Below are 25072 nucleotides of genomic sequence, written 5' to 3'. Positions count from 1 at the left end.
GCGGCGTGAAACGCCGGTGAGGTTGGACAGCGGAAAACCATGAACGTACTTCTGGTCGTGCTCGCCTTCTGGCTGCCGGGCCTCGTCTTCGGGGCGGCGATCCGGCTGCGTGGCTGGCTGCTCGCCGCGGCCGCGCCGATCCTGACGTTCGGCATCGTCAGCCTGGGCGTCCCGGTGCTCGGCGGCCTCGGCATCCGCTGGACCACGCTCGACGTCGCGCTGTGGACGCTCGTGCTGTCGGTGGTCGGCTTCGGGCTCGCGTTCGCAGTGCAGCGGTTCACCGCGCGCCGCCACCCTGACTGGGCCGAGAAGGACGCCGCCGCGGCCGCGCCCGCCCGCTCGCTGCGCGAGCACCTGCTGATCGGTGCCGGCGTCGGGGCCGGCAGCCTCGTCGGGATCGTCACGTTCCTGCGCGGCGCCCGCGGCCTCAACCAGGTCCAGCAGGGCTGGGACGCGCCGTTCCACGCCAACCTCGTCCGCTGGATCGCCGAGCACGGCGACGCCCGGCCCTCGACCGTCGGCACCATCGCGAACCTGCCGAACCAGACGAACTACTTCTACCCGGACACCTACCACGCCCTGCTCGCGCTGGTCTTCGACAAGGCCGGGCTGGCGATGATGCCGACGCTCAACACGGGCGCGCTCACCGTCATCCTGTGCGTGCCGATCGGCGTCGCGGCGATGTGCCACGTCTGGCGGATGCCCACGCTGGCGGTCGCCGCGGCCGCCGCGGTCTCGGCGTCGTTCACCAACTTCCCGTACGACTCGCTGTGGCGCGGCCCGCTGTGGCCGTACGTCGCCGGGGTCGCGCTGATCCCGGCGATGCTCGCGCTCGCGCGCCGGCTCCTGGAGCCGCGCGGGATCTCCGGCCCGGTCGCGATCGGCGTCGGCGTCGCGGGCCTGATCGGCCTGCACACCAGCGTCGCGTTCGTCGTCGTCGTGTACTTCCTGCTGATCCTGCTCGCGGTGCTCTTCAAGTTCGAGCCGATCGACTGGCGCCGGTCGGCGGCCTCTCTCGGGGCCACGGTCGCGCTCGCCGTCGTCTGCGGGCTGCCGCTCGCGCTGCCTTCGCTGTACAACGCCGGCGGCGTGACGAGCGCGTACTGGGCGTCGGAGGCCACCGTCACCGGCGGCCTCGGGGAGACCATCACCTTCTCGCCGATGGCCGCGTTCCCGCAGTGGTGGATCGGCGTGCCCGCCCTGATCGGCGTCTTCCTGCTGGTGAAGCACCGCCGGATGCTGTGGATGGTCGCCGCCTACGTCGTCTTCGGCGGGCTGTTCGCGGCCACCGTGTCGCTCGAGACGCCGCTCATCCACACCCTGACCGGCATCTTCTACAACGACCACTGGCGGATCGGCGCGCTGGTCCCGCTGGCCGGCGCGGTCGCGTTCGGCGAGTTCACCGACACCGCCGCCCGCTGGTTCGCGCGCAAGGCCGGCGGCCGGCTGCCGAACGTCTCGCCGGCGACGCTCACCGCGGTCGGTGTCGTGCTGCTCGTGGTCGTCGTGGGCGGCCTGAGCCGCGGTGGCTACATCGGCCGCAACGCCGCCCGCCTGCAGATGAACTACAGCGGCGGCCCGACGGTCAGCAACGACGAGCGCTCGGCGTTCGACTGGCTCGCCGGCCACGTCGCGCCCGGCGAGCGGGTGATGAACGGCAAGGCCGACGGCTCGGTCTGGATGTACGCGCTCGACGGCGTCCAGCCGGTCGAGTGGACGTTCTACGGCGCCGAGGGGAACACCCCGGCCGGCTACCTCGGGGTCTACCTCGACGACATCGACAAGTTCCCGCGCGTGCGGGAACTGCTCACCGACCTCAAGGTCCGGTACGTCTTCGTCGGCAAGGGCAAGGTCACCCCGGACACGAACAACGGGCCCGGCCTGAACCACCTCGACGCCACCACCGGCTTCAAGGTCGTCTTCCGGAACCCCGGTGCCACGGTCTACGAGATCGAGGGTCAGCAGGGCGTCGTCTCAGCTGGGGCCGCTCCAGGGTCCGGGGCCGGTAACGGGCAGTGAAAGGCTAAAGTGATCGCGTGTCCAGCACCTCTGTGACCAGCCGCCGCGTGCTCATCGTGATGCCCGCGCTGAACGAGTCCGCGAGCGTCGCTTCGGTCATCGACCAGGTGAAACGCGCCCTCCCGGACGGCGACCTGCTGGTCGTCGACGACGGCTCGGTCGACGAGACCGCCAAGCTCGCCCGCGCGGCCGGGGCCGAGGTGGCCCGCCTCGCGGTCAACCTGGGCGTCGGCGGTGCGATGCGCACCGGGTTCCGCTACGCCGCCGCCCGCGGGTACGACGTCGTCGTGCAGGTGGACGCGGACGGCCAGCACGACCCGGACGAGCTCGACGCGCTGCTGCGCGGGCTGGACGACGCCGACATCGTGATCGGTTCCCGGTTCGCCGGCAAGGGCTCGTACAAGGCCAGCGGGCCGCGCAAGTACGCGATGGTCGCGCTCTCGCTGGTGTTCTCGCGGCTGGCGAAGACCAAGCTCACCGACGTCACGTCGGGGTTCAAGGCGATGGGGCCGCGCGCGATCAAGCTGTTCGCCGGCTACTACCCGGCGGAGTACCTCGGCGACACCGTGGAGTCCCTGGTCATGGCCATCCGGGCGAAGCTGACCATCAAGGAGATCCCGGTCGTCATGCGGGAACGCGCGGGCGGCACGCCCAGCCACTCGCCGCTCAAGTCGGCCGTCTACCTGAGCCGGGCCGGGCTCGCACTGCTGCTGGCGCTGGTGCGTCGCCGCCCGGCGGTCGACTCCTCCGACTCGGCGTAAGGGGAAGCAGAAATGCAGGGTTGGCGCATTCTCAGCATCATCGTCGCCTGCGTCGTGCTGTTCGTCGTCCTCGAGATGATGCGCCGGCGGAAGCTGCGGGAGAAGTACGCGGGCGTGTGGCTCGTCGTCTCGATCGGCGTGGTCGTCCTCGCGGTGCTGCCGCAGGCGGCCGACTTCCTCGCCAAGCACACCGGCGTCCAGACGCCGTCGAACTTCGTCTTCCTCCTCGCCGGCGTCGTGCTGGCCCTGGTGTCGCTGCACCTCTCGACCGAGGTCGGGCACCTGGAGGAGGAGGTGCGCACGTCGGTCGAGGAGATCGCGCTGCTGCGCTGCGAGCTCGAGGACGCCAAGCGCGAGCTGGCGGGCCGGATCAGCGAGCTGGAGGCGCGCACGACCGCGCCGGACGACGTCAAAGGGCTTCCCGAGGTCGAGCGCGTCAGCAAGTGACCGCGTGATCGACGCCCTCCTCGCCGCGCCCGCGCGGCTGGGGGCGGTGCGGCTGCTGGCCGTCGACGGCCCGTCGGGCGCCGGGAAGTCCACACTGGCCGCCCAGGTCGTCGCCGACCTGCGTGCGCGCGGCTGCCGGACCGAGCTGGTGAGCACCGATGCCTTCGCGACGTGGGAAGACCCGGTTTCGTGGTGGCCGCGGCTGGTGAACGGCGTTCTGAGGCCTCTCGCGGCCGGCGTCGAAGGCGCTTACCGGCGGATGGACTGGACAAGCGGGACGCCGCGGCCGGGCGAGCTCGTCCGGGTGCCCGTGCCGGACGTCCTGGTGCTGGAAGGCGTCTCGAGCGGCCGCACTTCGGTAAGACCCCTGCTTTCGCACCTCTGCTGGCTTTCCGGCGGCTCCGACACCGACCGGCTGGCCAGAACCGTGGCACGGGACGGCGCGGCCGCACAGGCTGAACTGGAGCGCTGGCAGCGCTTCGAGCGCGGCTGGTTCGCCGTCGACGGCACTCGTGCGGCCGCCGGCACCCGACTTTCGTAGGGGTTCGTTCGGTCACCGTGCGTGAACGCTGGACTCCGGATCGATCAAGGTGGAACGGTTGCGCCACCACGACCGGGCTAACGTTGGTACCGCCATCTGAGTTAGTGATCCGGCACCCGGTGCAGTTGCGGGCCACAAACGGTCACATTTTGTCACGAATTATGGACACATTGCGGTCAAATCGGTGCCCACGTAGCGCGATCGTAACCTCACGTACTTAAGCCTGGGCCGAGTTCCCGCTAGTGTCGCGGGGCACACCGATCGTCCGTCGAGTTCCTGACCGACCGGACGGTGACTTTGATCCCGAACATCTCCCAAGGGGTGCCAGATGCAGCAATTGCGGCTGACCCGAACACGCCGCGTGGCCCTGATCGGGCTCGCCGGCGCGCTCGCGGTTTCGCTGTCCGCTTGTGCGGAATCCAAGCGTGATGAGGGCGCGGGGGGTGGTTCCGGGGGCACGATGATCTTCGGTGCGGCCGGTAACCCGAAGTTGTTCGACCCGATCTTCAACGACGAGGGCGAGACCTTCCGGATCACGCGGCAGATCTTCGACACGCTGATCCAGAACAAGCCGGGCACCGCCGACCTCGAGCCCTCCCTCGCCGAGAAGTGGGAGCCCAGCAACGACGGCAAGACCTGGACCTTCAGCCTGAAGCAGGGCGTGAAGTTCTCCGATGGCACGGCCTTCGACGCGACCGCGGTCTGCTACAACTTCGACCGCTGGTACAACATGAAGGGCGCTGCCGCCCAGAGCCAGATGATCTACTACGCCGACGTCTTCGGCGGGTTCGCCAAGAACGAGAGCACCGACTACAGCGACCCGGTCTACAAGAGCTGCGAAGCCAAGGACCCGGCGACCGCGGTCGTGAACCTGAACAAGGCCAAGGGCGCGTTCCCGGCGGCGTTCACGCTGCCGTCGTTCGCGATGCAGAGCCCGGCCGCGCTGAAGCAGTACAACGCGGACCAGGTCACGCAGAGCGGTGACTCGTTCACCTACAGCGAGTACGCGAACAAGCACCCGGTCGGCACCGGGCCGTTCAAGTTCGACAGCTGGGACCAGGGCAAGGGCGAGATCACCCTGGCCAAGAACGACACCAGCCCGACCCAGACGGCGAAGCTCGACAAGCTGATCTTCAAGGTCATCCCGGACGAGAACGCCCGCAAGCAGGCGCTCAAGGCCGGCGACATCCAGGGCTACGACTACCCGGCGCCCGCCGACTACAACCTGCTGCGCGGGGACGGCGAGCAGGTGCTCGTGCGGCCGCCGTTCAACGTGCTGTACCTGGGCATCAACCAGTCCGGCCCGGCCGGGGAGAAGCTGAAGGACGTCCGCGTCCGCCAGGCGCTGGCCTACGGCATCAACCGCGAGCAGTTCGTCAAGAGCAAGCTGCCCGAGGGCTCCGAGGTCGCCACCGAGTTCGTCCCCAAGACGATCTCCGGCTACACCGACGACGTCACCAAGTACCCGTACGACCAGCAGAAGGCCAAGGACCTGCTGCAGCAGGCCGGCGCGACGAACCTGACGCTGAAGTTCTACTACCCGACCGAGGTCACGCGTCCGTACATGCCGAACCCGGCGGACGTCTTCACGTCGATCTCCGAGGACCTGAAGGCCATCGGCATCAAGGTCGAGGCCGTCGCCAAGCCGTGGAACGGTGGCTACAAGGACGACGTCCAGAAGTTCGGCAAGCAGGACCTGCACCTGCTCGGCTGGACCGGTGACTACAACGACGCCGGGAACTTCGTCGGCACCTTCTTCGGCCGCAAGAAGCCGGAGTTCGGGTTCGACAACCCGCAGCTGTTCCAGGCGCTGTCCGCCGCGGACGCTTCGCCCGCCGGCGACGCGCACGCCAAGGCGTACCAGGAAGTCAACAAGCAGATCATGGACTACCTGCCCGCGATCCCGATCTCCTACGGCCCGCCCGCCATCGTGGTCGGCCCGAAGGTCAAGGGTCTGGTCGCCAGTCCGCTGACCGACGAGCGGTTCAACACCGTCACCGTCAACTGAGTTCTGCCTCGAGGGCATGGGGTGGGCGCTACCGCGCCCACCCCATGCCCGTACCTCCCGGGCTGGCCCCAAAGGACACCAAGTGCTCCGTTTTCTCGTGCGTCGGCTGCTACAAGCGATACCGACGCTGCTCATCCTGTCCATCCTGGTCTTCGCCTGGCTCCGCTCGCTGCCCGGAGGGCCCGCGGCCGCCCTCCTCGGCGACAAGGCCACGCCGGAGAAGATCGCCAACCTCAACCACGTGCTGGGGCTCGACCAGCCGGTCATCATCCAGTACTTCAAGTTCCTCGGCCGCGCGGTCACCGGTGACTTCGGCTCCTCGCTGGTCTCCACCCAGCCGGTGATGTCGGAGATCGGCACGTTCCTGCCGGCCACCATCGAGCTGGGGATCTCCGCGATGATCGTCGCGGTGCTCATCGGCATCCCGGCGGGCTACCTCTCGGCGCGCTACCGCGGTGGCGTCGCCGACAACGTGATCATCGTGCTGACCCTGGTCGGCGTCGCGGTCCCCGTCTTCTTCCTCGGCTACATGATGCAAGACCTGCTCGCCGGCCCGCTGGGCCTGCCGTCGCAGGGCCGGCAGACCGCCGGGCTCGACGCCACCGCCGTCACGAACTTCGCCGTCCTCGACGGCATCATGACCAGCGAGTGGGACGCCGTCTGGGACGCGATCAAGCACCTGATCCTCCCGGCGTTCGCGCTCGCGACCATCCCGCTCGCGGTGATCACCCGGATCACCCGCGCGTCGGTGCTCGAAGTGCTCAACGAGGACTTCATCCGCACGGCCAACTCCAAGGGCCTCACGCAGCCGGTGGTCCGCCGCCGGCACGTGCTGCGCAACGGCCTGCTGCCCGTGGTCACCACGATCGGCCTGCAGACCGGCGCGCTGCTCGGCGGCGCGGTGCTGACCGAGCGCGTGTTCAACTTCCGCGGCCTCGGGTTCCTGCTGGCCGAAGGCATCGAACGGCGTGACTACCCCCGGCTCCAGGCACTGCTGCTGTTCGGGGCTCTGGTGTACGTGCTGGTGAACATGCTGGTCGACGTCTCGTACGGGATCATCGACCCGAGGGTGCGTGTGCGATGAACACTTTGGTGAACAAGAAGAAAGAGCCGATCGACAAGCTCGCCGCGGCGAGCGGGCACAGCCTCGGCGGCGAAGCCCTGCGGCGGATGCTGCGCAGCCCGGTCGCCATCACCGGCGCCGCGATCACCGGCCTCTTCGTGCTGCTGGCGGTGTTCGCGCCGCTGATCGCGCCCAAGGACCCGTTCGAGCGGTACCTGCAGGACAAGGTCGCCCTCGGCCAGGGGATCATCCCCGGCGCCCAGCCGGGCTTCCCGCTCGGCGTGGACGACTTCGGCCGCGACGAGCTGTCGCGGCTGATCGTCGGCGCGCAGAACACCCTCCTCGTCGGCGTGCTGGCCACGGTGATCGGCGTGCTCCTCGGCGTCGTGATCGGCGGCCTCGCCGGCGCGTTCGGCGGCTGGGTCGACACCGTCCTCATGCGACTCGTCGACGTCATGCTGTCGGTGCCGTCGCTGCTGCTGGCCATCTCGGTGGCGGCGCTGTTCGCCAAGCCGAGCCAGTGGACGGTGATCCTCGCCGTCTCGATGATCGGGGTACCGATCTTCGCGCGGCTGCTGCGCGGTTCGATGCTGGTGCAGCGCAGCAGTGACCACGTCCTCGCGGCGACGTCGCTGGGCGTGAAGCGCGGCGCGATCGTGTTCCGGCACATGCTGCCGAACTCGCTCGGCCCGGTCATCGTGCAGGCGACGCTGACCCTGGCGACCGCCATCCTCGAGGCCGCGGCGCTGTCGTTCCTCGGTCTGGGCGACCCGGACCCGAACCGGGCGGAGTGGGGCATCATGCTGAGCAAGGGTGCCCGGCAGTTCCTCGACGTCCGGCCCGAGCTGGCGTACTACCCCGCGATCGCGATCATCGTCGTCGCGCTCGGGTTCACGCTGCTCGGCGAGTCCCTCCGCGAAGCCCTCGACCCGAAGAACAGGCGGTGAACCCCGATGGCACTCCTTGAGGTCCGTGATCTCACGGTCCAGTTCGTCCGCCGTGGCGAGCAGTCGTTCACCGCGGTGGACAACGTCAGCTTCGACGTCGAACCGGGCCAGACGGTCGGCCTGGTCGGCGAGTCCGGCTGCGGCAAGTCCGTGACGTCGCTGGCGATCATGCGGTTGCTCGCCAAGCGCGGCAACAAGGTCAGCGGTTCGGTGCGCTTCGAAGGCACCGACCTGCTGCGGTTGTCCGACCGCGAAATGCGCGACCGCCGCGGCCGCGACCTCGGCATGGTGTTCCAGGACCCGCTGTCCTCGCTGAACCCGGTCATCCCGATCGGGCTGCAGATCACCGAGGTGCTGGAGCGCCACCGCGGGATGTCGCGCAAGGCGGCGTCCGTCGAAGCGGTGGACCTGCTCGACAAGGTCGGCATCCCCGACCCGTCGCGCCGGCTTTCCGAGTACCCGCACCAGCTTTCCGGCGGGATGCGGCAGCGCGCGCTGATCGCGATCGCGCTGGCGTGCCGGCCGCGGCTGCTCATCGCCGACGAGCCGACCACCGCGCTGGACGTCACCATCCAGGCGCAGATCCTGGCGCTGCTGCGGGAACTGGTGCAGGACACCGGCACCGCGCTGATCATGATCACGCACGACCTCGGCGTCGTCGCCGGGCTCTGCGACGAGGTCAACGTGCTCTACGGCGGCAAGATCGTCGAGCGCGCGCAGCGGCACCAGCTGTTCGCCGAGCCGCGGCACCCGTACACGCACGGCCTGCTCGCCTCGATCCCGCGCCTGGACGCGGGCCGCGGCGAGAAGCTGATCCCCATCCGGGGCTCGGTGGCCGACAACATCCCGTGGGACCACGGGTGCGCGTTCGCGCCGCGGTGCCCCAACGCGCTGCAGGTCTGCCGCGAGGTCCAGCCGCAGCTGGTGCCCGACCAGGGCGCGCTGCTGCGCTGTCACAACCCCGTGCGGCCCGCGGTCGCCGCGGGAGGAGGAGCCCGATGACCCGTCCTGCTGGTGACGTGCTGCTCGAGGTCAGCGACCTCAAGGTGCACTTCCCGATCAAGCGCGGCGTCGTGTTCGACCGGACGGTCGGGCACGTCTACGCGGTCGACGGCGTCGACCTGGCCATCCGCCGTGGCGAAACCTACGGCCTGGTGGGCGAATCCGGCTGCGGCAAGTCCACTTTGGGCCGGGCGATCCTGCGGCTCAACGAGCCGACCGCCGGTTCCGTGAAGTTCGACGGCACGGACGTCGCTCAGCTCAAGGGAGAGGAACTGCGGAAGGCCCGGCGCCGGATGCAGATGATCTTCCAGGACCCGATGTCCAGTTTGGACCCGCGCCAGTCGGTCGAGTCCATCCTCGTCGAGGGCATGCACGCGCACGGCCTCGACAAGGACAAGGACGCCACCCAGCGGCGGCTGCGGCAGCTGCTGGCCGCGGTCGGCCTCCCGGAGACGTCGCTGCGCAAGTACCCGCACGAGTTCTCGGGCGGGCAGCGCCAGCGCATCGGCATCGCGCGGGCGCTGGCGGTGGAGCCGGACCTGATCGTCGCCGACGAGCCGGTGTCCGCATTGGACGTTTCGGTGCAGGCCCAGGTCGTCAACCTGCTGGAGGACCTGCAGGACCAGCTCGGCCTGACGTACGTGGTGATCGCGCACGACCTCGCGGTGGTGCGCCACATCTCCGACCGCATCGGCGTGATGTACCTGGGCGCGCTGGTCGAGGAGACCGACGCGGACTCGCTGTACCGGGACCCGCTGCACCCGTACACGCGGGCGCTGCTGTCGGCCATCCCGGTGCCGGACCCGCAGGTCGAGGACACCCGCGAGCAGATCCTGCTCGCCGGTGACCTGCCCTCGCCCGCCAACCCGCCGACGGGCTGCCGCTTCCACACGCGCTGCCCGTGGCGGCAGGCGAGCCTGTGCGACACCGACCGCCCGCAGCTGCGCGAGATCGGCGGCGGGCACCGGGTGGCGTGCCACTACGCGGAGGACATCCGCGACGGGCGCATCCAGCCGCACGACGTCGAGCCGGAGCTGGTGGAGCTCACCGGGGCGCTGAACCCCGACCTGGGCCCGCCGGACGTCGGCACAGCCGCCGAGATCCTCTGAGTTCTCGTTTTGCGGGGCCGGCCGGGGTTTTCGCCCCGGCCGGCCCCTTTTTCACGGCTTGAGGTCGAGCGCGGCGCTCATCGAGCCGTCCATGTAGAACGGCGTCGAGTCGTGGACGTGGGTGATCCGCCAGTCGCCGTCCTGCTCGCGGAAGCAGACGGTGGAGCGGAACCACAGCTCGAAGGGCTGGGGCATCCCCTTCGGCGTCGTCGACAGGCGGGTGAGCGCGTGGCAGTACGCGATGCCGCCACCGACGACGATTTCGAGGTCGCGGGTCTCGTACTCGATCGGACCGTCGAAGCCCGCGAACCACGCTTCGCGGGCTTCGACGTCTTCGCCGTGGTGGACCAGCGGCGGGGCGAGGGTGAACGCGACGGCGTCCGGTGCGTACTGCGCGGCCAGCGCTCGGGCGTCACGGGTCGTCATCGCCTTTTCACGCGCCGCCATCAAGTCGCGGATTCGCTGCTCGGTCATGCCATCCTCCTGGGGTGTGGTGGGCGTTCGCCGGGGACGTAGGCGCCACCGCGCGGATTTCGACACCGGCCGGGAGGCGTTCGTGAAATACGTGGTCCTGATCTACGGCAACCCCGAGTCCCGCCAGGCGTGGGAGGGCATGAGCGAGGAGCAGCGGGCCGCCGGGCTCGCGTACTACCAGCAGCTCAACGACGACCTCGACGAGTCCGGGGAGCGGATCGTCTCCGAGCGGCTGGCGTACCCGGAGCTGACGACGAGGATCAGCGCCGGCACGACGACCGACGGGCCGTTCGCCGAGGCCAAGGAGTTCCTCGCGGGCTTCTACCTGCTCGACTGCGCGGATCTGGATCGAGCGGTCGAGATCGCGGGACGGATCCCGGAGGCGGCGTTCGGGGTGGTGGAGGTGCGGCCGGTGATGGGGCTGCACGGGCCGGAGCTGTGAACCCGGAGCTGCTGCGGTCACTGGCGCCCCAGGTCCTGGCGGCGCTGGTCCGGAAGTACGGCGACTTCGAGGCGTGCGAGGACGCCGTCCAGGAGGCGTTGCTGGCGGCGTCCCAGCAGTGGCCGTCGTCGGGGGTTCCGGACCACCCGAAGGGCTGGCTGATCACGACGGCGTCCAGGCGGCGCATCGAGCAGTGGCGCAGCGACTCGGCCCGGCAGCGGCGCGAGGAGGCGGTCGCGTTGGCCTCGCCGCCGGACCCGTCGCCTGCTCCCGGCGTCGACGACACGCTGACGTTGCTGCTGCTGTGCTGCCACCCGGCGCTTGCGCGGCCTTCGCAGGTGGCGTTGACGCTGCGCGCGGTGGGAGGCCTGACGACGGCGGAGATAGCCCGAGCGTTCCTGGTCCCGGAGGCGACGATCGGCCAGCGGATCAGCCGGGCGAAGCGCGCGCTGCGCGGCGAGCGGTTCTCCGGGGACGCGGGTCCCGAGCGGCTGGCGGCGGTGCTGCAGGTGCTGTACTTGATCTTCACGGAGGGCCACACGGCCAGTTCGGGCGGCTCGGTGAGCCGAGTCGAGCTGACGACGGAAGCGATCCGGCTGGTCCGCGGATTGCACGCGGAGCTCCCGGCCGACGGCGAGGTGACGGGCTTGCTGGCGCTGATGTTGCTGACGGAGGCCCGCCGCCCGGCCCGGGTGTCGGCGTCGGGGGCGTTGGTCCCGTTGGCTTCGCAGGACCGGAAGCTGTGGAGCGCGGAGTCGATCGCGGAGGGGGTCGAGTTGATCACGGATGCGTTGGCGACGGCCCCGATCGGGCCATACCAGCTCCAGGCGGCGATCGCGGCGGTCCACGCGGAGGCGGCTTCGACGGAGTCGACGGACTGGGAGCAGATCTTGACGTTGTACGACTTGCTGCAGGTGGTGGCACCTGGGCCGATGGTGACGTTGAACCGGGTGGTGGCGTTTGCGCAGGTCCACGGGGCTGAAGCGGGGTTGGCGGAGCTGGCCGGGGTGGAGTTGAAGGACCACTATCGGGTGGACGCCGTGCGGGGTCACTTGCTGGAGGAGGCGGGGGATTTCGGTGGGGCCCGGGAGGCGTATTTGGCGGCGGCTCGGCGGACGTTGAGTCTGCCGGAGCAGGGCTACCTGCAGGCTCGGGCGGCGAAGCTGAAGCCTTGACCACTGCGTCCCCAGGTTGTCCACATGGGGGTGAACCCTGTGGACAACTCCACCCCACCTGGGTGACCCCCGACTGAAGTCGTACCCCTGGCAATACCTGAGTAGGCCGCCCGGGGCACCCCGCCCCCGGTACCCTTTGAAAAGCAGATTCCGAAACAGCAGGGGGTACGGCCAGTGCACATCGACCAATGGCTGGAGGCGATCCCGCCGCTTTCGGTGTACCTGATCGTCGGCGCGGTGATCATGATCGAAAGCCTGGGCATTCCGCTGCCCGGCGAGATCGTGCTGGTCAGCGCCGCCCTGCTGGCGTCGCAGCACAGCACCCTGAACCCCCTGTGGATCGGTGTTCTGGCCAGCGCCGGGGCCATCATCGGGGACAGCATCGGCTATCTGATCGGAAAGACCGGCGGCCAACGGCTGTTCGCCTGGGCGGGCCGGAAATTCCCGAAGCACTTCGGCCCGACGCACATCGCCAACGCCGAACGGATCTTCAACAAACGCGGTGTCTGGGCCGTCTTCCTCGGCCGCTTCATCGCGTTCCTGCGCATCCTCGCCGGGCCGCTCGCCGGCTCGCTCCGCATGCACTACCCGAAGTTCCTGCTGGCGAACGCCGCCGGCGGCATCATCTGGGCCGGGGGCACCACCGCCGCCGTCTACTACCTCGGCGTCGTCGCCGAACAGTGGCTCGGGAACTTCTCCAAGTACGGCCTCGTCGCCGCCATCGTCCTCGGCGTCGTCGTCTTCTTCGTCATGAAGAAGCGGCTCGGCAAGAAGCACGAGAGCGAAGAAGCGCCGAAGCAGGAAGAGAACGCGGCCTAGACCGCCACCAGCTCCGGCGCCGGCTTGCGCGCCGGCCGCAGGGAGCCCAGCAGCACCCCGGCGATCACGACGACGGCGGCGCCGACCTCCAGCCAGGTCGGCCGCTCGCCGAGGAACGCGAACGACGCCGTCAGGCCGACCACCGGCACCAGCAGCGAGAACGGCGACACCACGCCGGCCGGGTTGCGGCGCATCAGCGTCGTCCACAGGCCCGACCCGACGACCGTGCCGATCAGCACGACGTAGGTCAGTCCGCCCAGCGCGGTCAGGCCGGTCGGCGTCCCGAGCGTGGCCAGCGACCGCCACTGCGCGGCCGGGCCCTCCATGACCAGCGACAACGCGAACATCGGCAGCGGCGGCACCACCGACATCCACAGCGTGAAGTGCAGCGGGTTGTCCGGTTCGGCCTTGCGCGTGCTCAGGTTGCCGAACGCCCAGCTCAACGCGCCCAGCAGCGTCAGGACCATCGGCAGCAGCGCCGCGTGCCCGGACTGCTGCCACGCGATCGCGGCCATCCCGGCGACGGCCAGCGCGATGCCGGCCAGCTGGTGCGGCGTGACGCGTTCACGCAGGAAGACCGCGCCGAGCAGCACCGTGAACGGCGCCGACGCCTGCAGCACCAGCGACGCGAGCCCCGTCGGCATCCCGGTGTCCATCGCGATGAACAGGAACGCGAACTGCCCGGTGCCGAACCCGAGGCCGTAGCCGAGCAGGTACCGCACCTTCACCTTCGGCCACGGCACGAACAGGATCGTCGGCACGGCGATGACGGCGAACCGCAGCGCGCCCGCGAACACCGGCGGGAACTGGCCGAGCGTCGCGTGGATGGCGAGGAAGTTGAGGCCCCAGAGGACGGCGACGAGCACGGCGAGCAGGCGGTCACGGGTGGGCATGCCTCCACTGTGCCGAGGGCGACCGTGAAGGACCAGCGAGAATATCTGTACGAACCTTGTAGCCGTGCTTCACGAAAACCCGCCCTGACCTGGGCCGATCGGTGGACGTGACGTCTCGGGCCGTGCTCACCCGGCCGCCGCGCTATTGCCCGGGATGTCCGGATCCGGTGACGATGGGCCTCCGCCGACGACTGGGGAGTTTCCGATGCTGCGAGGCGTACTGCCACTGACCGGGTTCGCGGCGCTGACGGCGGCGCTCGACGTCTTCGCCGGCAACCAGCTGGAACAGCTGCGACCGGCGACCGTCGCCGCGGTGTCCTTCACCCTCGCTGCCGTGTTCTTCCTGGTGTTCGCGCTGCTGCGCGACGGCGTGGCCGCGACGTTCCGCCCGCTGCGCGACCTGCGCCGGGACGTCGTGATGATCAACGTGACGACGGCCGCGACCTGGCTGTCGATGCTCTTCGCGCTGCGCTACCTCGAACCGGCGGTGGTGAACGTCGTCGGCATCGCGCTCGGCCCGGTGCTGACGCTGGCGTTCAACCCGTTGCTGCGCAAGGGAACCGCCATCCTGCGCGCGGAGGCCTGGGTCGCGGTCGGGATCGGCGTGCTGATCGGACTGCTGGTCTGGGGCTCGTTCACCGGCCACAGTGGACTCGACCGGACGCCCGGCGAGACGCTGGTCGGCGTCGTGCTCGTGCTCATCACCGGGGTCGGCTCGGTCACCAACGTCATCTACTCGAAGCGGCTGAGCGACGCCGAGCTGCCGCCGCGGCGGGTGCTCGCCGTGCGGTTCTTCCTGATCCTGGCGATGACCTGGGTGCTCGTCGCGGTCGACGACGCGCCGGCCGTCGGGGCGGCGTTCGGGCCGTCCGCGCTGATCGCCCTGTTCGGCGTCGCGCTGCCGCTCTACCTGCTGCAGGTGGGCATCCGGCGGACCGAGCCGATCACCGCGTCGATCCTGCTGACGCTGTCGCCGCTGTTCGCGTACGTGCTGCAGCTCGCCGACCACCGCCTGACGCCGTCGGTGCTCACCCTCGGCTGCGTGGCCGGGATCGTCGCGCTGGTCAGCGCCGGGACGGTCGCGCGTCTGCGGCACGACCGTGAAGCGAGGGCCGCCGAAAGCGTCGCCACTGTGTAGCCGCGCTTCAACTACGCTGGGGCCGTGGACCTGGGTCGCCTGCGCACGCTGCGCGAGTTCGCCGACCGCGGCAGCGTTACGGCGGCCGCGCGGGCGCTGCACTGCACGCCGTCGGCGGTTTCGCAGCAGCTGCGCGCGCTCCAGGGCGAGGTCGGGCTGCCGCTCACCGAACCGGCCGGGCGGGGGCTGCGGCTGACCGACGCCGGCCGGGCGCTGGTCGCCCGCGCCGACGAGGTGCTGGCCGCGCTCGAACGCGCGGAGTCCGAACTGGACACCTACCGCAGCGCGCCGCGCGGGCGCGTGCGGGTCGCGATCTTCCAGTCGGCCGGGCTGATGCTGCTGCCGGGCCTGCTGACCCGCGTCGCCGGGCACGACGGCCTGGAGGTCGACGTCCGCGACGTCGACATGACGCCGCCGGAGGTGCCCGGCCTGGTCGCGGACTACGACGTCGTCGTCGCGCACCGGGACGAGCACGCGCCGGAGTTCGACTCCGGCCGCCTGGACGTCGTGCCGCTGCTGCGGGAGCCGCTCGACGTCGCGCTCCCGGCCGGGCACCGGCTGGCGGCCAAGCGGCGGGTGGACCTGGCGGAGCTGGCCGACGAACGCTGGATCGGCGTCGACCACGGCTTCCCGGTGGACGACGTGCTGCGCTCGCTGACCGTCCGCACCGGCGTCCGGCCGGTGGTGGTGCAGCGGATCAACGACTTCCGCATCACCGAGCGGCTCGTCGCGGCGGGCCACGGGATCGCGCTGGTCCCGCGCTACACGATCGACACCCGCCGCGGCAGCGGCCTGGTCAGCAGGCCCCTGGCGGGGATCCGCGCGGCCCGGCTGGTGGAGGCGGTCTGCCGCACGGGAGCCCGGCAACGGCCGGCGGTGGCCCAGGTGATCGACGAGCTGCGCGCGGAGGTCGCCCAGCTCACCGCTTGAAGCCGCGCAGGTAGGCCAGCGCGATGCCCAGCGCGTCCTCCAGCGCCGTGAGGTCGTGCCGGATGTGGGCCAGCAGCAGTCCACCTTGGACGGACGTCATCGCCGCCTGCGCCAGCCGCGCCGGGTCGGCGTCGGGTGCGAGCTCTCCCCTGTCCCGCAACGTGGTCAGCCCACGCTCCAAATGGGACTCCCACATCCGGTAGGCCTGGTCGACCAGTGGCGCGAGCTTCGGGTTGTCGCCCACTTCGCCGGCGAGGTTGCCCAGCGGGCACGCGATCGGCGCGCCGGCGCGGCGGTGGACGTCCAGCAGCTGCTCGGTCCACGTCTCGAGATCGGCCCACGAGGACAGCGTGAAGATCGCCGGCTGGTTGCCGAGGATCTGCTCGAGGTACCGGTCGATCACGGCGCCGACCAGCTGCTCCTTGTTCTTGAAGTAGTGGTACATCTGCGATTTCCCGGCCCCGCTCGCGGCGAGCACCTTGTCGACGCTCGTGCCCGCGACGCCGTCGACGTACATCAGCTGGGCCGCCGCGTCGACGATCGCGTCCCGCGTCCGCTTGCCGCGCGGGGTCGAAGCCGCTTGCGTCTCCATGTACTGGATAGTACAGTTCGGCCCACTGTACCGATCAGTACAACTGACCCAGGGGGATCCATGACGCTCAACGACGCCCTGACCGACGTCAACGCGAAGGCCCGCGGTGCCTTGCCGCCGGAGATCTTCGAGGTCCTCGAAGCGGACCGCCGTCGGGCGACCGGGACGAAGTTCGCCGAGGTGGGCGACAAGGTCGACGACTTCGAGCTGCCCGGCGCCGACGGCACACCGTCGAGCCTGGGCGATTTCCTCGTGGACGGCCCGGCCGTGCTCGTCTTCTACCGCGGCCAGTGGTGCCCGTACTGCAACCTGACCCTGCGCACCTACCAGCAGGAACTCGTGCCCGAGCTGAAGGCGCTCGGCGCGAGCCTGGTCGCGATCAGCCCGCAGAAGCCGGACGGCCCACTCCCGGACCTCGAGTTCCCGGTGCTGTCGGACGTCGGCAGCACCGTCGCGCGCGGACTCGGGCTGAGCTATCCGGTTTCCGCGCCCGTCCGCGAGGCCATGGAGAAGCTCGGCACGGACCTCGAGCAGGTCAACGGCACCTGGGAGCTGGTCCACCCGGCGGTCGTCGTGGTCGACCAGGACCGGGTGCTCCGGTTCGTCGACGTCCACCCGGACTTCGTCACGCGCACCGAGCCGGCCGACGTCCTCGAAGCCGTCAAATCGCTCTAGCGCCGCGCTTCACGCCGTAGGTGATCACCGAACCCAGGATCAGGGCGACGCCCAGGGAGAGCAGCATGCTGATCCCGGGTTCGGTGATGAGCCGGCCGCCCGCGTAGCCGAGGAAGGCGACGTAGGACGTCCAGAGCGTGACGCCGACGGCCGAGGCGGTGAAGAACTCCGCCATCGGCCAGCGGAGGGAGCCGGCGAGCAGTGCGCCGACCGTGCCGCCCGACGGCAGCCAGCGGGCGATCACCAGTACGGGACGCGGGTGGCGCTGCAGCCGCCCGTCGACCCAGCCGATGCCGGCGGCGATCGTGCGCCGCCGGCTCAGCCGGTTCAGCGCCGCCCGGCCACCGAACCGGCCGAGGGCGTAGAGCGCCTGGTCGGACGCCAGGCACCCGGCGCTCGCCACGGCGATCACCAGGGCCAGCGAAGTCCCGCCCTGCGCCGCCGCGACGCCCATGCCGAGGAGCGTCACCTCGGTGGGCAGCAGGGGCACCAGCGAGACGACGAACAGCACCAGCAGTCCGGCCGTAGTCGCGTCCACATCTCCATTAACCGCCTGCCGGGTCCGGAAAACTCCTGATCAAGGGGGACTCACAGGAACCCGACAGGCGGCCCACAGGTTCAGCGGTTGGCGCGGTTCACCGCCGAGACGACCGCGCGCAGCGACGCCGTCACGATCGACGGGTCGATGCCGATGCCCCAGAACACCCGGTCCGAGATCGCGCACTCGATGTACGACGCGGCGCGCGCGTCGTCGCCCGGGGAGAGCGTGTGCTCGGAGTAGTCCAGGAGCCGCAGGTCGAAGCCTACGGTCGACAACGCGTCGAAGAACGCCGCGATCGGGCCGTTGCCGCGGCCGGTGACCTCGTGCTCGTCACCCTCGACCTTCACGGTCGCGGTGATGTCGTATTCGCCGTCACCGTTGTCGCGGACGTGCTGGCGGACCAGCTCCAGCGGCGTCTTCAGCTCCAGGTACTCGGCCGAGAAGGCGTTGTACATCGTGGCCGGGTCGACCTCGCCGCCCTCGGAGTCGGTGTAGCGCTGGATGACCTTCGAGAACTCGATCTGCAGGCGCCGCGGCAGGTCGAGCTGGTGCTCGGCCTTCATGATGTAGGCGACGCCGCCCTTGCCGGACTGCGAGTTCACGCGGATCACGGCCTCGTAGGTGCGGCCGACGTCCTTCGGGTCGATCGGCAGGTACGGGACCTCCCACGGGTACTCGTCGATCGGGACGCCCGCCTTGTCGGCGGCGTCCTTCAGCGCGTCGAGGCCCTTGTTGATCGCGTCCTGGTGGCTGCCCGAGAAGGCCGTGAACACCAGGTCGCCGCCCCACGGCGAGCGCTCGCCGACCGGCAGCTGGTTGCAGTACTCGACGGTCCGCTTGATCTCGTCCATGTCGGAGAAGTCGATCTGCGGGTCGATGCCCTGGCTGTAGAGGTTCATGCCCAGCGCGACCAGGTCGACGTTGCCGGTGCGCTCGCCGTTGCCGAACAGGCAGCCTTCGATGCGGTCGGCACCGGCCTGGTAGCCCAGCTCGGCGGCGGCGATGCCGGTGCCGCGGTCGTTGTGCGGGTGCAGCGACAGGATCACCGAGTCGCGGCGCTCCAGGTTGCGGCTCATCCACTCGATCGAGTCGGCGTAGACGTTCGGCGTCGCCATCTCGACGGTCGCCGGCAGGTTCAGGATCACCGGCTTCTCCGGCGTCGGCTGCCAGATCTCGGTGACGGCGTTGCAGACCTCGAGCGCGTACGACAGCTCGGTGCCGGTGTAGGACTCCGGGGAGTACTGGAAGCGGAAGTCGGTGTCCGGCTGCTTCGCGGCCAGCTCGACGACCATTTCCGCGGCCTGCGTCGCGATCTTCTTGATGCCTTCGCGCTCCTCGCGGAAGACGACGCGGCGCTGCAGGATCGAGGTCGAGTTGTAGATGTGGACGATCGCCCGCGGCGCGCCTTCGAGCGACTGGAACGTCCGCTCGATCAGCTCGGGGCGGCACTGGGTCAGCACCTGGATGCTGACGTCGTCCGGGATGGCGCCCTCTTCGATGATCTCGCGGACGAAGTCGAAGTCGGTCTGGCTCGCGGCCGGGAAGCCGACCTCGATCTCCTTGTAGCCCATGCGTACGAGCAGGTCGAAGAACTTCCGCTTGCGCGCGGGCGACATGGGGTCGATCAGGGCCTGGTTGCCGTCCCGCAGGTCGACGGCGCACCACAGCGGCGCGCGCTCGATGCGCTTTTCGGGCCAGGTGCGGTCGGGCAGGTCGATGTTCTCGACGAGGTCGTACCAGGGGCGGTAGCGGTGGACCGGCATGGAGGTGCCGCGCTGGGTGTTCCAGGCGGGCTGGTCGGCGGGCGCGGTACGCGAAGGCTTGCGGATCTTGCTCATGGTGTTTCGAAGGTCTCCAGCTCGACGGGTGCGACCGGCACCACGAAGCCCCGCGACGAGGAGCCGGTCAGATCAGGCCCCGTCGCGGCAGCGAAGCAGGAGAACACGCGCCACGCCCCCACCATAACCACGGAACGCCGGGTGAGGGAAGCCGGGCGGTCCGTTCCGGGGGTTACCTGTGGGTAGCCATCGGTCGGTCGCCGTGCGAAACTGCGAGCATGGGTGAGCACGCAGAGTCGTCGTCTTCTTCGTCGGCGTCGTCTTCGGAGGAGACGAAGGTCTCCCGCCGGGCCCCGGTCGACTGGCGCGGCGCGAGCGGCCGGGTGGCCTCGGTGCTGGCGTCGATCGTCCGCTGGGTGGGGTTGATCTTCGCCGCGTTCCTGGTGATCCACGTGATCTTCACGGTCGGCTCGGCGAACCCGGACAACGGCATCGTGTCGTTCGTGAAGTCCTGGGCGGACTCGCTGGCGCTGGGGTTCAGCGATCTGTTCACACCGAGTGACGAGAAGCTGCGAGTCCTGGTGAACTACGGCATCGCGGCGATCTTCTGGCTCGTGGTGTCCGGGATTCTCGCGAAGGTGATCCGGCGGGTCGGCGGCGCTTCCTGATTCCGCGGTGATCACGATCGGCGCGGCCTCGTAACGCACGGTCGCCGCCGGGCGACATCAGCACGCCGGAAGGGGTGCTGATCATGTCCGTTTCACAGCCTGTCGTGACGAAGCCGAGCGCGGTCGCCCGCGTGGGCAGTCGCTGGTACTTCGTCGTCACCATCGCCACTGTCGGGCTGTTCGCCTGGGTTCCGTTCGTGCACGCCGCCGTCCGCCTCGGGCGGAAGTCGCTGTACGCGCGGGCCGCCGCGTTCGGTGCGGCCGCCGCGGTCATGGGTGTGCTGCTCTCGCTGGCACCGAAGGACGCCGCAGGCAAGACGGTCGGCACGACCGGGGACGTGCTCACCTCGATCGCCACGATCCTGGGCCTTGTCGTGGTCGCCGTCGCCTGCGTCCAGCAGGTCAAGCTCCGCCGGCAGGTCCTCGGCCTGGCGCCGGTCGAACAGGGCGACCCGGCCCTCGCCGCCGCGCTCGCCGCGCGGGAACGGCGTGCCGAGGCCAGGAAGCTCGTCGCCACCGATCCGCTGATCGCGCGCGACCTGCGGATCGGCCGGCCCGACCTGCCGCGCAACTACGACGACGGCGGCCTCGTCGACCTCAACAACGCGCCCGCGGCCGTCATCGCGTCGGTTTGCGGGCTCGATCCCGAGACGGCCGCTGCCATCGTCGACATCAGGGTGGAAGTCGGTGGGTTCGCCGCCGTGGACGACGTCGGCACCGTGGTGCCCTACGCGGCCCTGGACCGGGTACGCGACCGGGCGATCGTCCTGCCGAGCTAGAACGCGGCCGTGCCCCACTGGTCGGTGAACGCGAACTCCTCCAGCGGCAGCCGCACCCGTTCCGACTTCTCCCGCTCGACCCGCCAGTCCTCCTCCAGGACGTCGGGTGGAGCCGGTGACCCCACCGCGATGGCCACCTTCGGGACGGCATCGGCAGGCAGCGAAAACGCCGACCGCACCGCGTCCGCCGAAAACCCCGCCATCTGGTGCGCCACCAAGCCCAGCTCCACGGCCTGCAGCACGAGGTTCTCCGACGCCAGCCCCAGTCCGTACTCGGCGTACGGCACCGAACCCTTCTCGTTCGTCGTCACCATCACGCCGATCAGCAGCAACCCGGCCCGGTGCGCCCAAGCGCGGTTGCCCGAGTTCAACGTCGACAAGATCGCGTCGAACGACGGTGTCCCGCGCAGCCCGACCAGGTAGCGGGCCGGCTGGGTGTTGCCGAACGACGGGGCCCAGCGGGCTGCCTCCAGCAGCGCCCGGACCTGGTCCTGAGTCACCGGAACAGACGCGTCCAAGGCCCGCGGGCTCCACCGCTCGGCCATCAGGGAAGCGATCGGGACGCTCGTCACAGCTGGTTTGCGCACGATCATCACCGTACCCAGGCGTGCGCTGCATCACTCGGGAGGAAGGGCTCCGCGCATTTCGTTGGTGTTACGGAAGATTTACTTCCCAACGAGCCGCGCCCGGGGTCCGCCGCACGTCAAGAGGGTGGCGGCCCGTCCAACCCCCGGTAGGCTCCACTTCAAATCATGGGACGCGGGGGCTCTCCGGTGCCCACCAGGGAGCCGCCCGGCCCGCGAGGAGGTTCGGGCGTGGCCCTCGTGGTCCAGAAGTACGGCGGATCGTCGCTGGAAAGTGCCGACCGGATCAAGCGCGTCGCGGAGCGGATCGTCGCCACGAAGAAGGCGGGCAACGACGTCGTCGTGGTCTGCTCGGCGATGGGTGACACCACCGACGAACTGCTCGACCTGGCGCAGCAGGTGAACCCGGCGCCGCCGGAGCGGGAGATGGACATGCTGCTCACCGCGGGTGAGCGCATCTCGAACTCCCTCGTCGCCATGGCCATCGCGGCCCAGGGCGCCGAGGCCTGGTCGTTCACCGGTTCGCAAGCCGGCGTCGTCACGACGTCGGTGCACGGCAACGCGCGCATCATCGACGTCACCCCGAGCCGCGTCACCGAGGCGCTCGAGCAGGGCTACATCGCGCTGGTGGCGGGCTTCCAGGGCGTCGCGCAGGACACCAAGGACATCACCACGCTCGGCCGCGGCGGGTCGGACACCACCGCCGTCGCGCTGGCCGCCGCGCTGAACGCCGACGTCTGCGAGATCTACTCCGATGTGGACGGTGTGTACTCCGCCGACCCGCGGATCGTGCCGGACGCGAAGAAGCTCGACGTCATCCCCTACGAGGAGATGCTCGAGCTCGCCGCGAGCGGGTCGAAGATCCTGCACCTGCGTTCGGTCGAGTACGCGCGCCGCTACGGCGTCCCGATCCGAGTCCGCTCTTCCTACAGTGACAAGCCGGGCACGACGGTGACCGGTTCTATCGAGGAGATCCCCGTGGAACAAGCCCTGATCACCGGTGTGGCGCACGACCGCTCCGAAGCCAAGATCACGGTCACCGGGGTGCCGGACCACGCCGGCGCCGCGGCCCGGATCTTCCGCGTGATCGCCGATGCCGAGATCGACATCGACATGGTGCTGCAGAACGTGTCCAGCACGGTGTCCGGCCGCACGGACATCACCTTCACGCTGTCGAAGGCCAACGGCGCCAAGGCGGTCAAGGAACTCGAGAAGGTCAAGGCGGAGATCAGCTTCGAGTCGGTGCTCTACGACGACCACGTCGGCAAGGTCTCGCTGGTCGGCGCCGGGATGCGCTCGCACCCGGGTGTCACGGCGACGTTCTGCGAAGCGCTGGCCAACGCCGGCGTCAACATCGAAATCATCAACACCTCGGAAATCCGGATCTCGGTGCTGATCCGGGACGCCCAGCTCGACGACGCCGTGCGCGCGATCCACGACGCGTTCGAGCTCGGTGGCGACGAGGAAGCTGTGGTCTACGCGGGGAGTGGTCGCTGATGGCGGAAGGTCTGCGGGTCGGGGTGGTCGGGGCGACCGGCCAGGTCGGCGCGGTCATGCGCAAGCTGCTGGCGGAGCGGGAGTTCCCGATCGCCGAGCTCCGGTACTTCGCTTCGGCGCGCTCGGCGGGTTCGAAGCTGCCTTGGCGCGACACGGAAATCACGGTCGAGGACGCGGCGACGGCCGATCCGTCCGGTTTGGACATCGCGCTGTTCTCCGCGGGCGGCTCGACGTCCAAGGCGCAGGCGCCGCGGTTCGCCGAGGCGGGCGCGACGGTGATCGACAACTCCTCGGCGTTCCGGATGGACCCGGACGTGCCGCTGGTCGTCAGCGAGGTCAACCCGCAGGCGATCAAGGAGGCGCGCAAGGGGATCATCGCGAACCCCAACTGCACCACCATGGCCGCGATGCCGGTGCTGAAGCCGCTGCACGACGAGGCCGGGCTGGTCCGGCTGGTGGCCTCGACGTACCAGGCGGTGTCCGGCAGCGGGCTGGCCGGCGTCGACGAGCTGGCGGGCCAGGTCAAGGCGGCCGCCGAGCACGCGTCGCTGCTCACCCACGACGGCGCGGCGATCGACTTCCCGAAGCCGGAGAAGTACGTCCGCCCGATCGCGTTCAACGTCCTCCCGATGGCCGGGTCCATTGTGGACGACGGCGAGTTCGAGACGGACGAAGAGAAGAAGTTCCGCAACGAGAGCCGCAAGATCCTGAGCATCCCGGGCCTCGGCGTGTCGTGCACCTGCGTGCGCGTGCCGGTGTTCTCGGGCCACTCGATCTCGGTGAACGCCGAGTTCGAGCGGGCGCTGACGGTCGAGCGCGCGACGGAGCTGCTGACGCACGCGCCCGGTGTGGAGCTGTCGGAGGTCCCGACCCCGCTGCAGGCGGCGGGCAACGACCCGAGCTACGTCGGCCGCATCCGCGTCGACCAGGGCATCGAGGACGGCCGCGGGCTGGCGCTGTTCATCTCCAACGACAACCTCCGCAAGGGCGCGGCGCTCAACGCCGTGCAGATCGCGGAGCTGATCGCCGAACAGAAGTAGCGGTCCACACGACGAAGGCCCCCTCGCGCGAGGGGGCCTTCGTCGTGTTCACGGCCGGGTCGCGCCGTGGCAGGCCAGGTAGCGCGTCTTGACGAATTCGAACACCGGCTTGCCGCCGTAGGCCCAGACCAGCGCGTCGGCGTGCGCGCCGAGCACCTTGAACTGCTCGACGGCCTCGTCGCAGCGGCCGGCGACCACCAGCGCCTTGGCCGCGTAGGCGCGGTCGCGGAGGTTCGCCGGGTGGTCCCGGCCGTCGCCGGCCAGCCACGGCAGGACGACGTCCAGGGCCTTCGCGGTCCGGTCGCTCTTCCACGCCTCGACCTCCTTGGCCTCCGCTTCATGCGCGGCGACGAGGCCCAGGCCGGCGAGCTTCGGCGCCTTCGCGACGGCTTCGTCGGCGAAGGCGAACATCTGCTCGTGCGAGCCGAACCACTTGGCGCACCAGTACTGCAGCGCCTGCTCGTGGCCCTGCCGGTGGACCGGGTCGCGGGCCACGAGCTCCGCCCACACCTCGCGGAAGGCGTCGTTGCCGTACTGCCGCCCGCGGGCGATGGTGAGCATCGTGTACCACGGCGTCGGGTCGGCCGGTGCCGCCGCGGCCGCGGCGCGGACGGCTTCTTCGGCCTGCTCGAGCACGCGGAAGAACCCGGCCCACTGGTCTTCGGAGACGCGTTCGGCGGCGAACGACGTGCGGATCTGCCAGGCCAGCGCGACCAGGCCCTGCGCGTGGACGGCTTCCGCGTCCGCGGTTCCCGTCACCCTCCAGGCTTTCACCGGGGCATCGTCGTCCGCCGCGGCGTCCCCGAGCTGCTGCACGGCGAAGGCGCGGCGGTCCCAGTCGGTGCCGAGGTCCGCCAGCAGCGCGGCACCAGGCTGCCAATCACCGGCGCGGTAGGCCGCGACGGCCTCGGCGAGGCGGGCGTCGGCGAAGAACTTCGCCGCCGTCACGTCCTTGTCGGGCGGGAGACCCCACAGAGCGACGTCCGGCATCTCGGTCTTCGGCTTGCCGTCTTGGGGCACGTACTGCGCGAGCTCCGCCGGCGAGAGCGTCTTCGCGTAGTCCTCGACGCTCATCCCGCGGGCGCGCGCGGCCTTCACCAGCGCGACGGCGGCCTTGCGGCGCTTGGAGTTGAACAGGGACAGCAAGGTT

At 70.1% G+C, this 25072-nt stretch carries 26 protein-coding genes; 19 read left to right on the top strand and 7 right to left on the bottom strand.

All coding sequences use genetic code 11. The annotated features are described in order from the left end of the window. The first annotated feature begins 39 nt into the window (after window positions 1–39). The 9 genes from ACIRSS_RS19210 to ACIRSS_RS19170 all read left to right on the top strand — a co-directional run bounded on the left by ACIRSS_RS19210 (window position 40) and on the right by ACIRSS_RS19170 (window position 9897). Window positions 40–2019 (top strand): DUF6541 family protein, encoded by a 1980-nt coding sequence (locus tag ACIRSS_RS19210; protein WP_400896513.1) that lies wholly within the window; start codon window positions 40–42, stop codon window positions 2017–2019. Between the two features lie 59 nt (window positions 2020–2078). Further along, window positions 2079–2780, top strand: coding sequence for a glycosyltransferase family 2 protein (locus ACIRSS_RS19205; protein WP_400897562.1), 702 nt, complete (start codon window positions 2079–2081; stop codon window positions 2778–2780). A 12-nt stretch (window positions 2781–2792) separates the two neighbouring features. Then, window positions 2793–3227, top strand: a complete 435-nt coding sequence (locus ACIRSS_RS19200; protein WP_400896511.1) for a DUF2304 domain-containing protein — start codon at window positions 2793–2795, stop codon at window positions 3225–3227. Between the two features lie 4 nt (window positions 3228–3231). Continuing rightward, complete coding sequence (locus ACIRSS_RS19195; RefSeq protein WP_400896509.1) at window positions 3232–3768, top strand: uridine kinase; 537 nt, start codon at window positions 3232–3234, stop codon at window positions 3766–3768. 328 nt (window positions 3769–4096) lie between these two features. After that, entirely contained in the window at window positions 4097–5776 is a 1680-nt protein-coding gene (locus ACIRSS_RS19190; protein WP_400896507.1) for an ABC transporter substrate-binding protein, read from the top strand. An 82-nt stretch (window positions 5777–5858) separates the two neighbouring features. Beyond that, on the top strand, window positions 5859–6860 hold the full coding sequence (locus tag ACIRSS_RS19185; RefSeq protein WP_400896505.1) for an ABC transporter permease: 1002 nt from the start codon (window positions 5859–5861) through the stop codon (window positions 6858–6860). Continuing rightward, window positions 6857–7786: an ABC transporter permease gene (locus ACIRSS_RS19180; protein WP_400896503.1), complete on the top strand. Its 930-nt coding sequence runs from the start codon at window positions 6857–6859 to the stop codon at window positions 7784–7786. The genes ACIRSS_RS19185 and ACIRSS_RS19180 overlap by 4 nt, the downstream gene beginning before the upstream one ends. A gap of 6 nt (window positions 7787–7792) precedes the next feature. Continuing rightward, entirely contained in the window at window positions 7793–8788 is a 996-nt protein-coding gene (locus ACIRSS_RS19175) for an ABC transporter ATP-binding protein (protein ID WP_400896501.1), read from the top strand. Further along, complete coding sequence (locus ACIRSS_RS19170) at window positions 8785–9897, top strand: ABC transporter ATP-binding protein (protein WP_400896499.1); 1113 nt, start codon at window positions 8785–8787, stop codon at window positions 9895–9897. The genes ACIRSS_RS19175 and ACIRSS_RS19170 overlap by 4 nt, the downstream gene beginning before the upstream one ends. 51 nt (window positions 9898–9948) lie before the next feature. Here the strand turns inward: ACIRSS_RS19170 and ACIRSS_RS19165 are convergent, their stop codons facing one another. Next, window positions 9949–10371, bottom strand: a complete 423-nt coding sequence (locus tag ACIRSS_RS19165) for a YybH family protein (RefSeq protein ID WP_400896497.1) — start codon at window positions 10369–10371, stop codon at window positions 9949–9951. A gap of 82 nt (window positions 10372–10453) precedes the next feature. Here ACIRSS_RS19165 and ACIRSS_RS19160 point away from each other — a divergent pair, with 82 nt between their 5' ends. From ACIRSS_RS19160 to ACIRSS_RS19150, 3 genes are all read left to right on the top strand, one after another. Next, window positions 10454–10813: a YciI family protein gene (locus ACIRSS_RS19160; RefSeq protein WP_400896495.1), complete on the top strand. Its 360-nt coding sequence runs from the start codon at window positions 10454–10456 to the stop codon at window positions 10811–10813. Next, window positions 10810–11988, top strand: a complete 1179-nt coding sequence (locus ACIRSS_RS19155; RefSeq protein ID WP_400896493.1) for an RNA polymerase sigma factor — start codon at window positions 10810–10812, stop codon at window positions 11986–11988. Before ACIRSS_RS19160 ends, ACIRSS_RS19155 begins: the two co-directional genes overlap by 4 nt. 174 nt (window positions 11989–12162) lie before the next feature. After that, window positions 12163–12807, top strand: a complete 645-nt coding sequence (locus tag ACIRSS_RS19150) for a DedA family protein (protein ID WP_400896491.1) — start codon at window positions 12163–12165, stop codon at window positions 12805–12807. Here the strand turns inward: ACIRSS_RS19150 and ACIRSS_RS19145 are convergent. Beyond that, window positions 12804–13700 (bottom strand): EamA family transporter, encoded by an 897-nt coding sequence (locus ACIRSS_RS19145; RefSeq protein ID WP_400896489.1) that lies wholly within the window; start codon window positions 13698–13700, stop codon window positions 12804–12806. The genes ACIRSS_RS19150 and ACIRSS_RS19145 overlap by 4 nt on opposite strands. Window positions 13701–13905: 205 nt before the next feature. Here ACIRSS_RS19145 and ACIRSS_RS19140 point away from each other — a divergent pair, with 205 nt between their 5' ends. Then, the gene (locus tag ACIRSS_RS19140) at window positions 13906–14838 is read left to right on the top strand and encodes a DMT family transporter (RefSeq protein WP_400896487.1); all 933 of its coding nucleotides are present in this window, start codon (window positions 13906–13908) and stop codon (window positions 14836–14838) included. Between the two features lie 24 nt (window positions 14839–14862). Continuing rightward, entirely contained in the window at window positions 14863–15768 is a 906-nt protein-coding gene (locus tag ACIRSS_RS19135) for a LysR family transcriptional regulator (RefSeq protein WP_400896485.1), read from the top strand. Here ACIRSS_RS19135 and ACIRSS_RS19130 read toward each other — a convergent pair. Then, window positions 15758–16360, bottom strand: coding sequence for a TetR/AcrR family transcriptional regulator (locus ACIRSS_RS19130; protein WP_400896483.1), 603 nt, complete (start codon window positions 16358–16360; stop codon window positions 15758–15760). The two genes, ACIRSS_RS19135 and ACIRSS_RS19130, sit on opposite strands and share 11 nt — an antisense overlap. 60 nt (window positions 16361–16420) lie before the next feature. Between ACIRSS_RS19130 and ACIRSS_RS19125 the strand changes: the two genes are divergently transcribed. Beyond that, window positions 16421–17035, top strand: a complete 615-nt coding sequence (locus ACIRSS_RS19125) for a peroxiredoxin-like family protein (protein WP_400896481.1) — start codon at window positions 16421–16423, stop codon at window positions 17033–17035. On the opposite strand, the gene ACIRSS_RS19120 is transcribed toward ACIRSS_RS19125, so the two are convergent. Together ACIRSS_RS19120 and leuA are read right to left on the bottom strand one after the other, a co-directional pair. Beyond that, on the bottom strand, window positions 17022–17573 hold the full coding sequence (locus ACIRSS_RS19120) for a DedA family protein (RefSeq protein ID WP_400896479.1): 552 nt from the start codon (window positions 17571–17573) through the stop codon (window positions 17022–17024). The two genes, ACIRSS_RS19125 and ACIRSS_RS19120, sit on opposite strands and share 14 nt — an antisense overlap. Before the next feature lie 80 nt (window positions 17574–17653). Beyond that, window positions 17654–19414: a 2-isopropylmalate synthase gene (gene leuA / locus ACIRSS_RS19115; RefSeq protein WP_400896477.1), complete on the bottom strand. Its 1761-nt coding sequence runs from the start codon at window positions 19412–19414 to the stop codon at window positions 17654–17656. A gap of 218 nt (window positions 19415–19632) precedes the next feature. Between leuA and ACIRSS_RS19110 the strand changes: the two genes are divergently transcribed. Beyond that, window positions 19633–20022 carry a hypothetical protein gene (locus tag ACIRSS_RS19110; RefSeq protein ID WP_400896475.1) on the top strand — a complete coding sequence of 130 codons (390 nt, stop codon included), beginning with the start codon at window positions 19633–19635 and terminating at the stop codon, window positions 20020–20022. An 83-nt stretch (window positions 20023–20105) separates the two neighbouring features. Continuing rightward, complete coding sequence (locus ACIRSS_RS19105; RefSeq protein ID WP_400896473.1) at window positions 20106–20801, top strand: ComEA family DNA-binding protein; 696 nt, start codon at window positions 20106–20108, stop codon at window positions 20799–20801. On the opposite strand, the gene ACIRSS_RS19100 is transcribed toward ACIRSS_RS19105, so the two are convergent. After that, window positions 20798–21394 carry a nitroreductase family protein gene (locus ACIRSS_RS19100; RefSeq protein WP_400896471.1) on the bottom strand — a complete coding sequence of 199 codons (597 nt, stop codon included), beginning with the start codon at window positions 21392–21394 and terminating at the stop codon, window positions 20798–20800. The two genes, ACIRSS_RS19105 and ACIRSS_RS19100, sit on opposite strands and share 4 nt — an antisense overlap. Window positions 21395–21616: 222 nt before the next feature. On the opposite strand from ACIRSS_RS19100, the gene ACIRSS_RS19095 reads away from it, so the two are divergent. Next, on the top strand, window positions 21617–22882 hold the full coding sequence (locus ACIRSS_RS19095; RefSeq protein WP_400896469.1) for an aspartate kinase: 1266 nt from the start codon (window positions 21617–21619) through the stop codon (window positions 22880–22882). After that, the gene (locus ACIRSS_RS19090; protein ID WP_400896467.1) at window positions 22882–23922 is read left to right on the top strand and encodes an aspartate-semialdehyde dehydrogenase; all 1041 of its coding nucleotides are present in this window, start codon (window positions 22882–22884) and stop codon (window positions 23920–23922) included. The genes ACIRSS_RS19095 and ACIRSS_RS19090 overlap by 1 nt, the downstream gene beginning before the upstream one ends. 48 nt (window positions 23923–23970) lie before the next feature. Here ACIRSS_RS19090 and ACIRSS_RS19085 read toward each other — a convergent pair whose 3' ends face one another. Beyond that, window positions 23971–25068 (bottom strand): DUF4034 domain-containing protein, encoded by a 1098-nt coding sequence (locus tag ACIRSS_RS19085; protein WP_400896465.1) that lies wholly within the window; start codon window positions 25066–25068, stop codon window positions 23971–23973. Window positions 25069–25072 lie beyond the last annotated feature (4 nt).

It is taken from the genome of Amycolatopsis sp. NPDC101161 (assembly GCF_044768185.1).
Taxonomy (GTDB): Bacteria; Actinomycetota; Actinomycetes; order Mycobacteriales; family Pseudonocardiaceae; genus Amycolatopsis.
Note: the sequence above shows the minus strand (reverse complement) of the source record. Positions and strands in the feature narration are given on the sequence as shown.

Bases quoted from the DNA above. Each gene is read 5' to 3' on its own strand.
- ACIRSS_RS19180 (WP_400896503.1), top strand. From the start codon at position 6,857: ATGAACACTTTGGTGAACAAGAAGAAAGAGCCGATCGACAAGCTCGCC.
- ACIRSS_RS19125 (WP_400896481.1), top strand. From the start codon at position 16,421: ATGACGCTCAACGACGCCCTGACCGACGTCAACGCGAAGGCCCGCGGT.
- ACIRSS_RS19100 (WP_400896471.1), bottom strand. From the start codon at position 21,394: ATGATCGTGCGCAAACCAGCTGTGACGAGCGTCCCGATCGCTTCCCTG.
- ACIRSS_RS19170 (WP_400896499.1), top strand. From the start codon at position 8,785: ATGACCCGTCCTGCTGGTGACGTGCTGCTCGAGGTCAGCGACCTCAAG.
- ACIRSS_RS19140 (WP_400896487.1), top strand. From the start codon at position 13,906: ATGCTGCGAGGCGTACTGCCACTGACCGGGTTCGCGGCGCTGACGGCG.
- leuA (WP_400896477.1), bottom strand. From the start codon at position 19,414: ATGAGCAAGATCCGCAAGCCTTCGCGTACCGCGCCCGCCGACCAGCCC.
- ACIRSS_RS19145 (WP_400896489.1), bottom strand. From the start codon at position 13,700: ATGCCCACCCGTGACCGCCTGCTCGCCGTGCTCGTCGCCGTCCTCTGG.
- ACIRSS_RS19200 (WP_400896511.1), top strand. From the start codon at position 2,793: ATGCAGGGTTGGCGCATTCTCAGCATCATCGTCGCCTGCGTCGTGCTG.
- ACIRSS_RS19110 (WP_400896475.1), top strand. From the start codon at position 19,633: ATGGGTGAGCACGCAGAGTCGTCGTCTTCTTCGTCGGCGTCGTCTTCG.
- ACIRSS_RS19090 (WP_400896467.1), top strand. From the start codon at position 22,882: ATGGCGGAAGGTCTGCGGGTCGGGGTGGTCGGGGCGACCGGCCAGGTC.
- ACIRSS_RS19190 (WP_400896507.1), top strand. From the start codon at position 4,097: ATGCAGCAATTGCGGCTGACCCGAACACGCCGCGTGGCCCTGATCGGG.
- ACIRSS_RS19105 (WP_400896473.1), top strand. From the start codon at position 20,106: ATGTCCGTTTCACAGCCTGTCGTGACGAAGCCGAGCGCGGTCGCCCGC.
- ACIRSS_RS19175 (WP_400896501.1), top strand. From the start codon at position 7,793: ATGGCACTCCTTGAGGTCCGTGATCTCACGGTCCAGTTCGTCCGCCGT.
- ACIRSS_RS19205 (WP_400897562.1), top strand. From the start codon at position 2,079: ATGCCCGCGCTGAACGAGTCCGCGAGCGTCGCTTCGGTCATCGACCAG.
- ACIRSS_RS19165 (WP_400896497.1), bottom strand. From the start codon at position 10,371: ATGACCGAGCAGCGAATCCGCGACTTGATGGCGGCGCGTGAAAAGGCG.
- ACIRSS_RS19130 (WP_400896483.1), bottom strand. From the start codon at position 16,360: ATGGAGACGCAAGCGGCTTCGACCCCGCGCGGCAAGCGGACGCGGGAC.
- ACIRSS_RS19210 (WP_400896513.1), top strand. From the start codon at position 40: ATGAACGTACTTCTGGTCGTGCTCGCCTTCTGGCTGCCGGGCCTCGTC.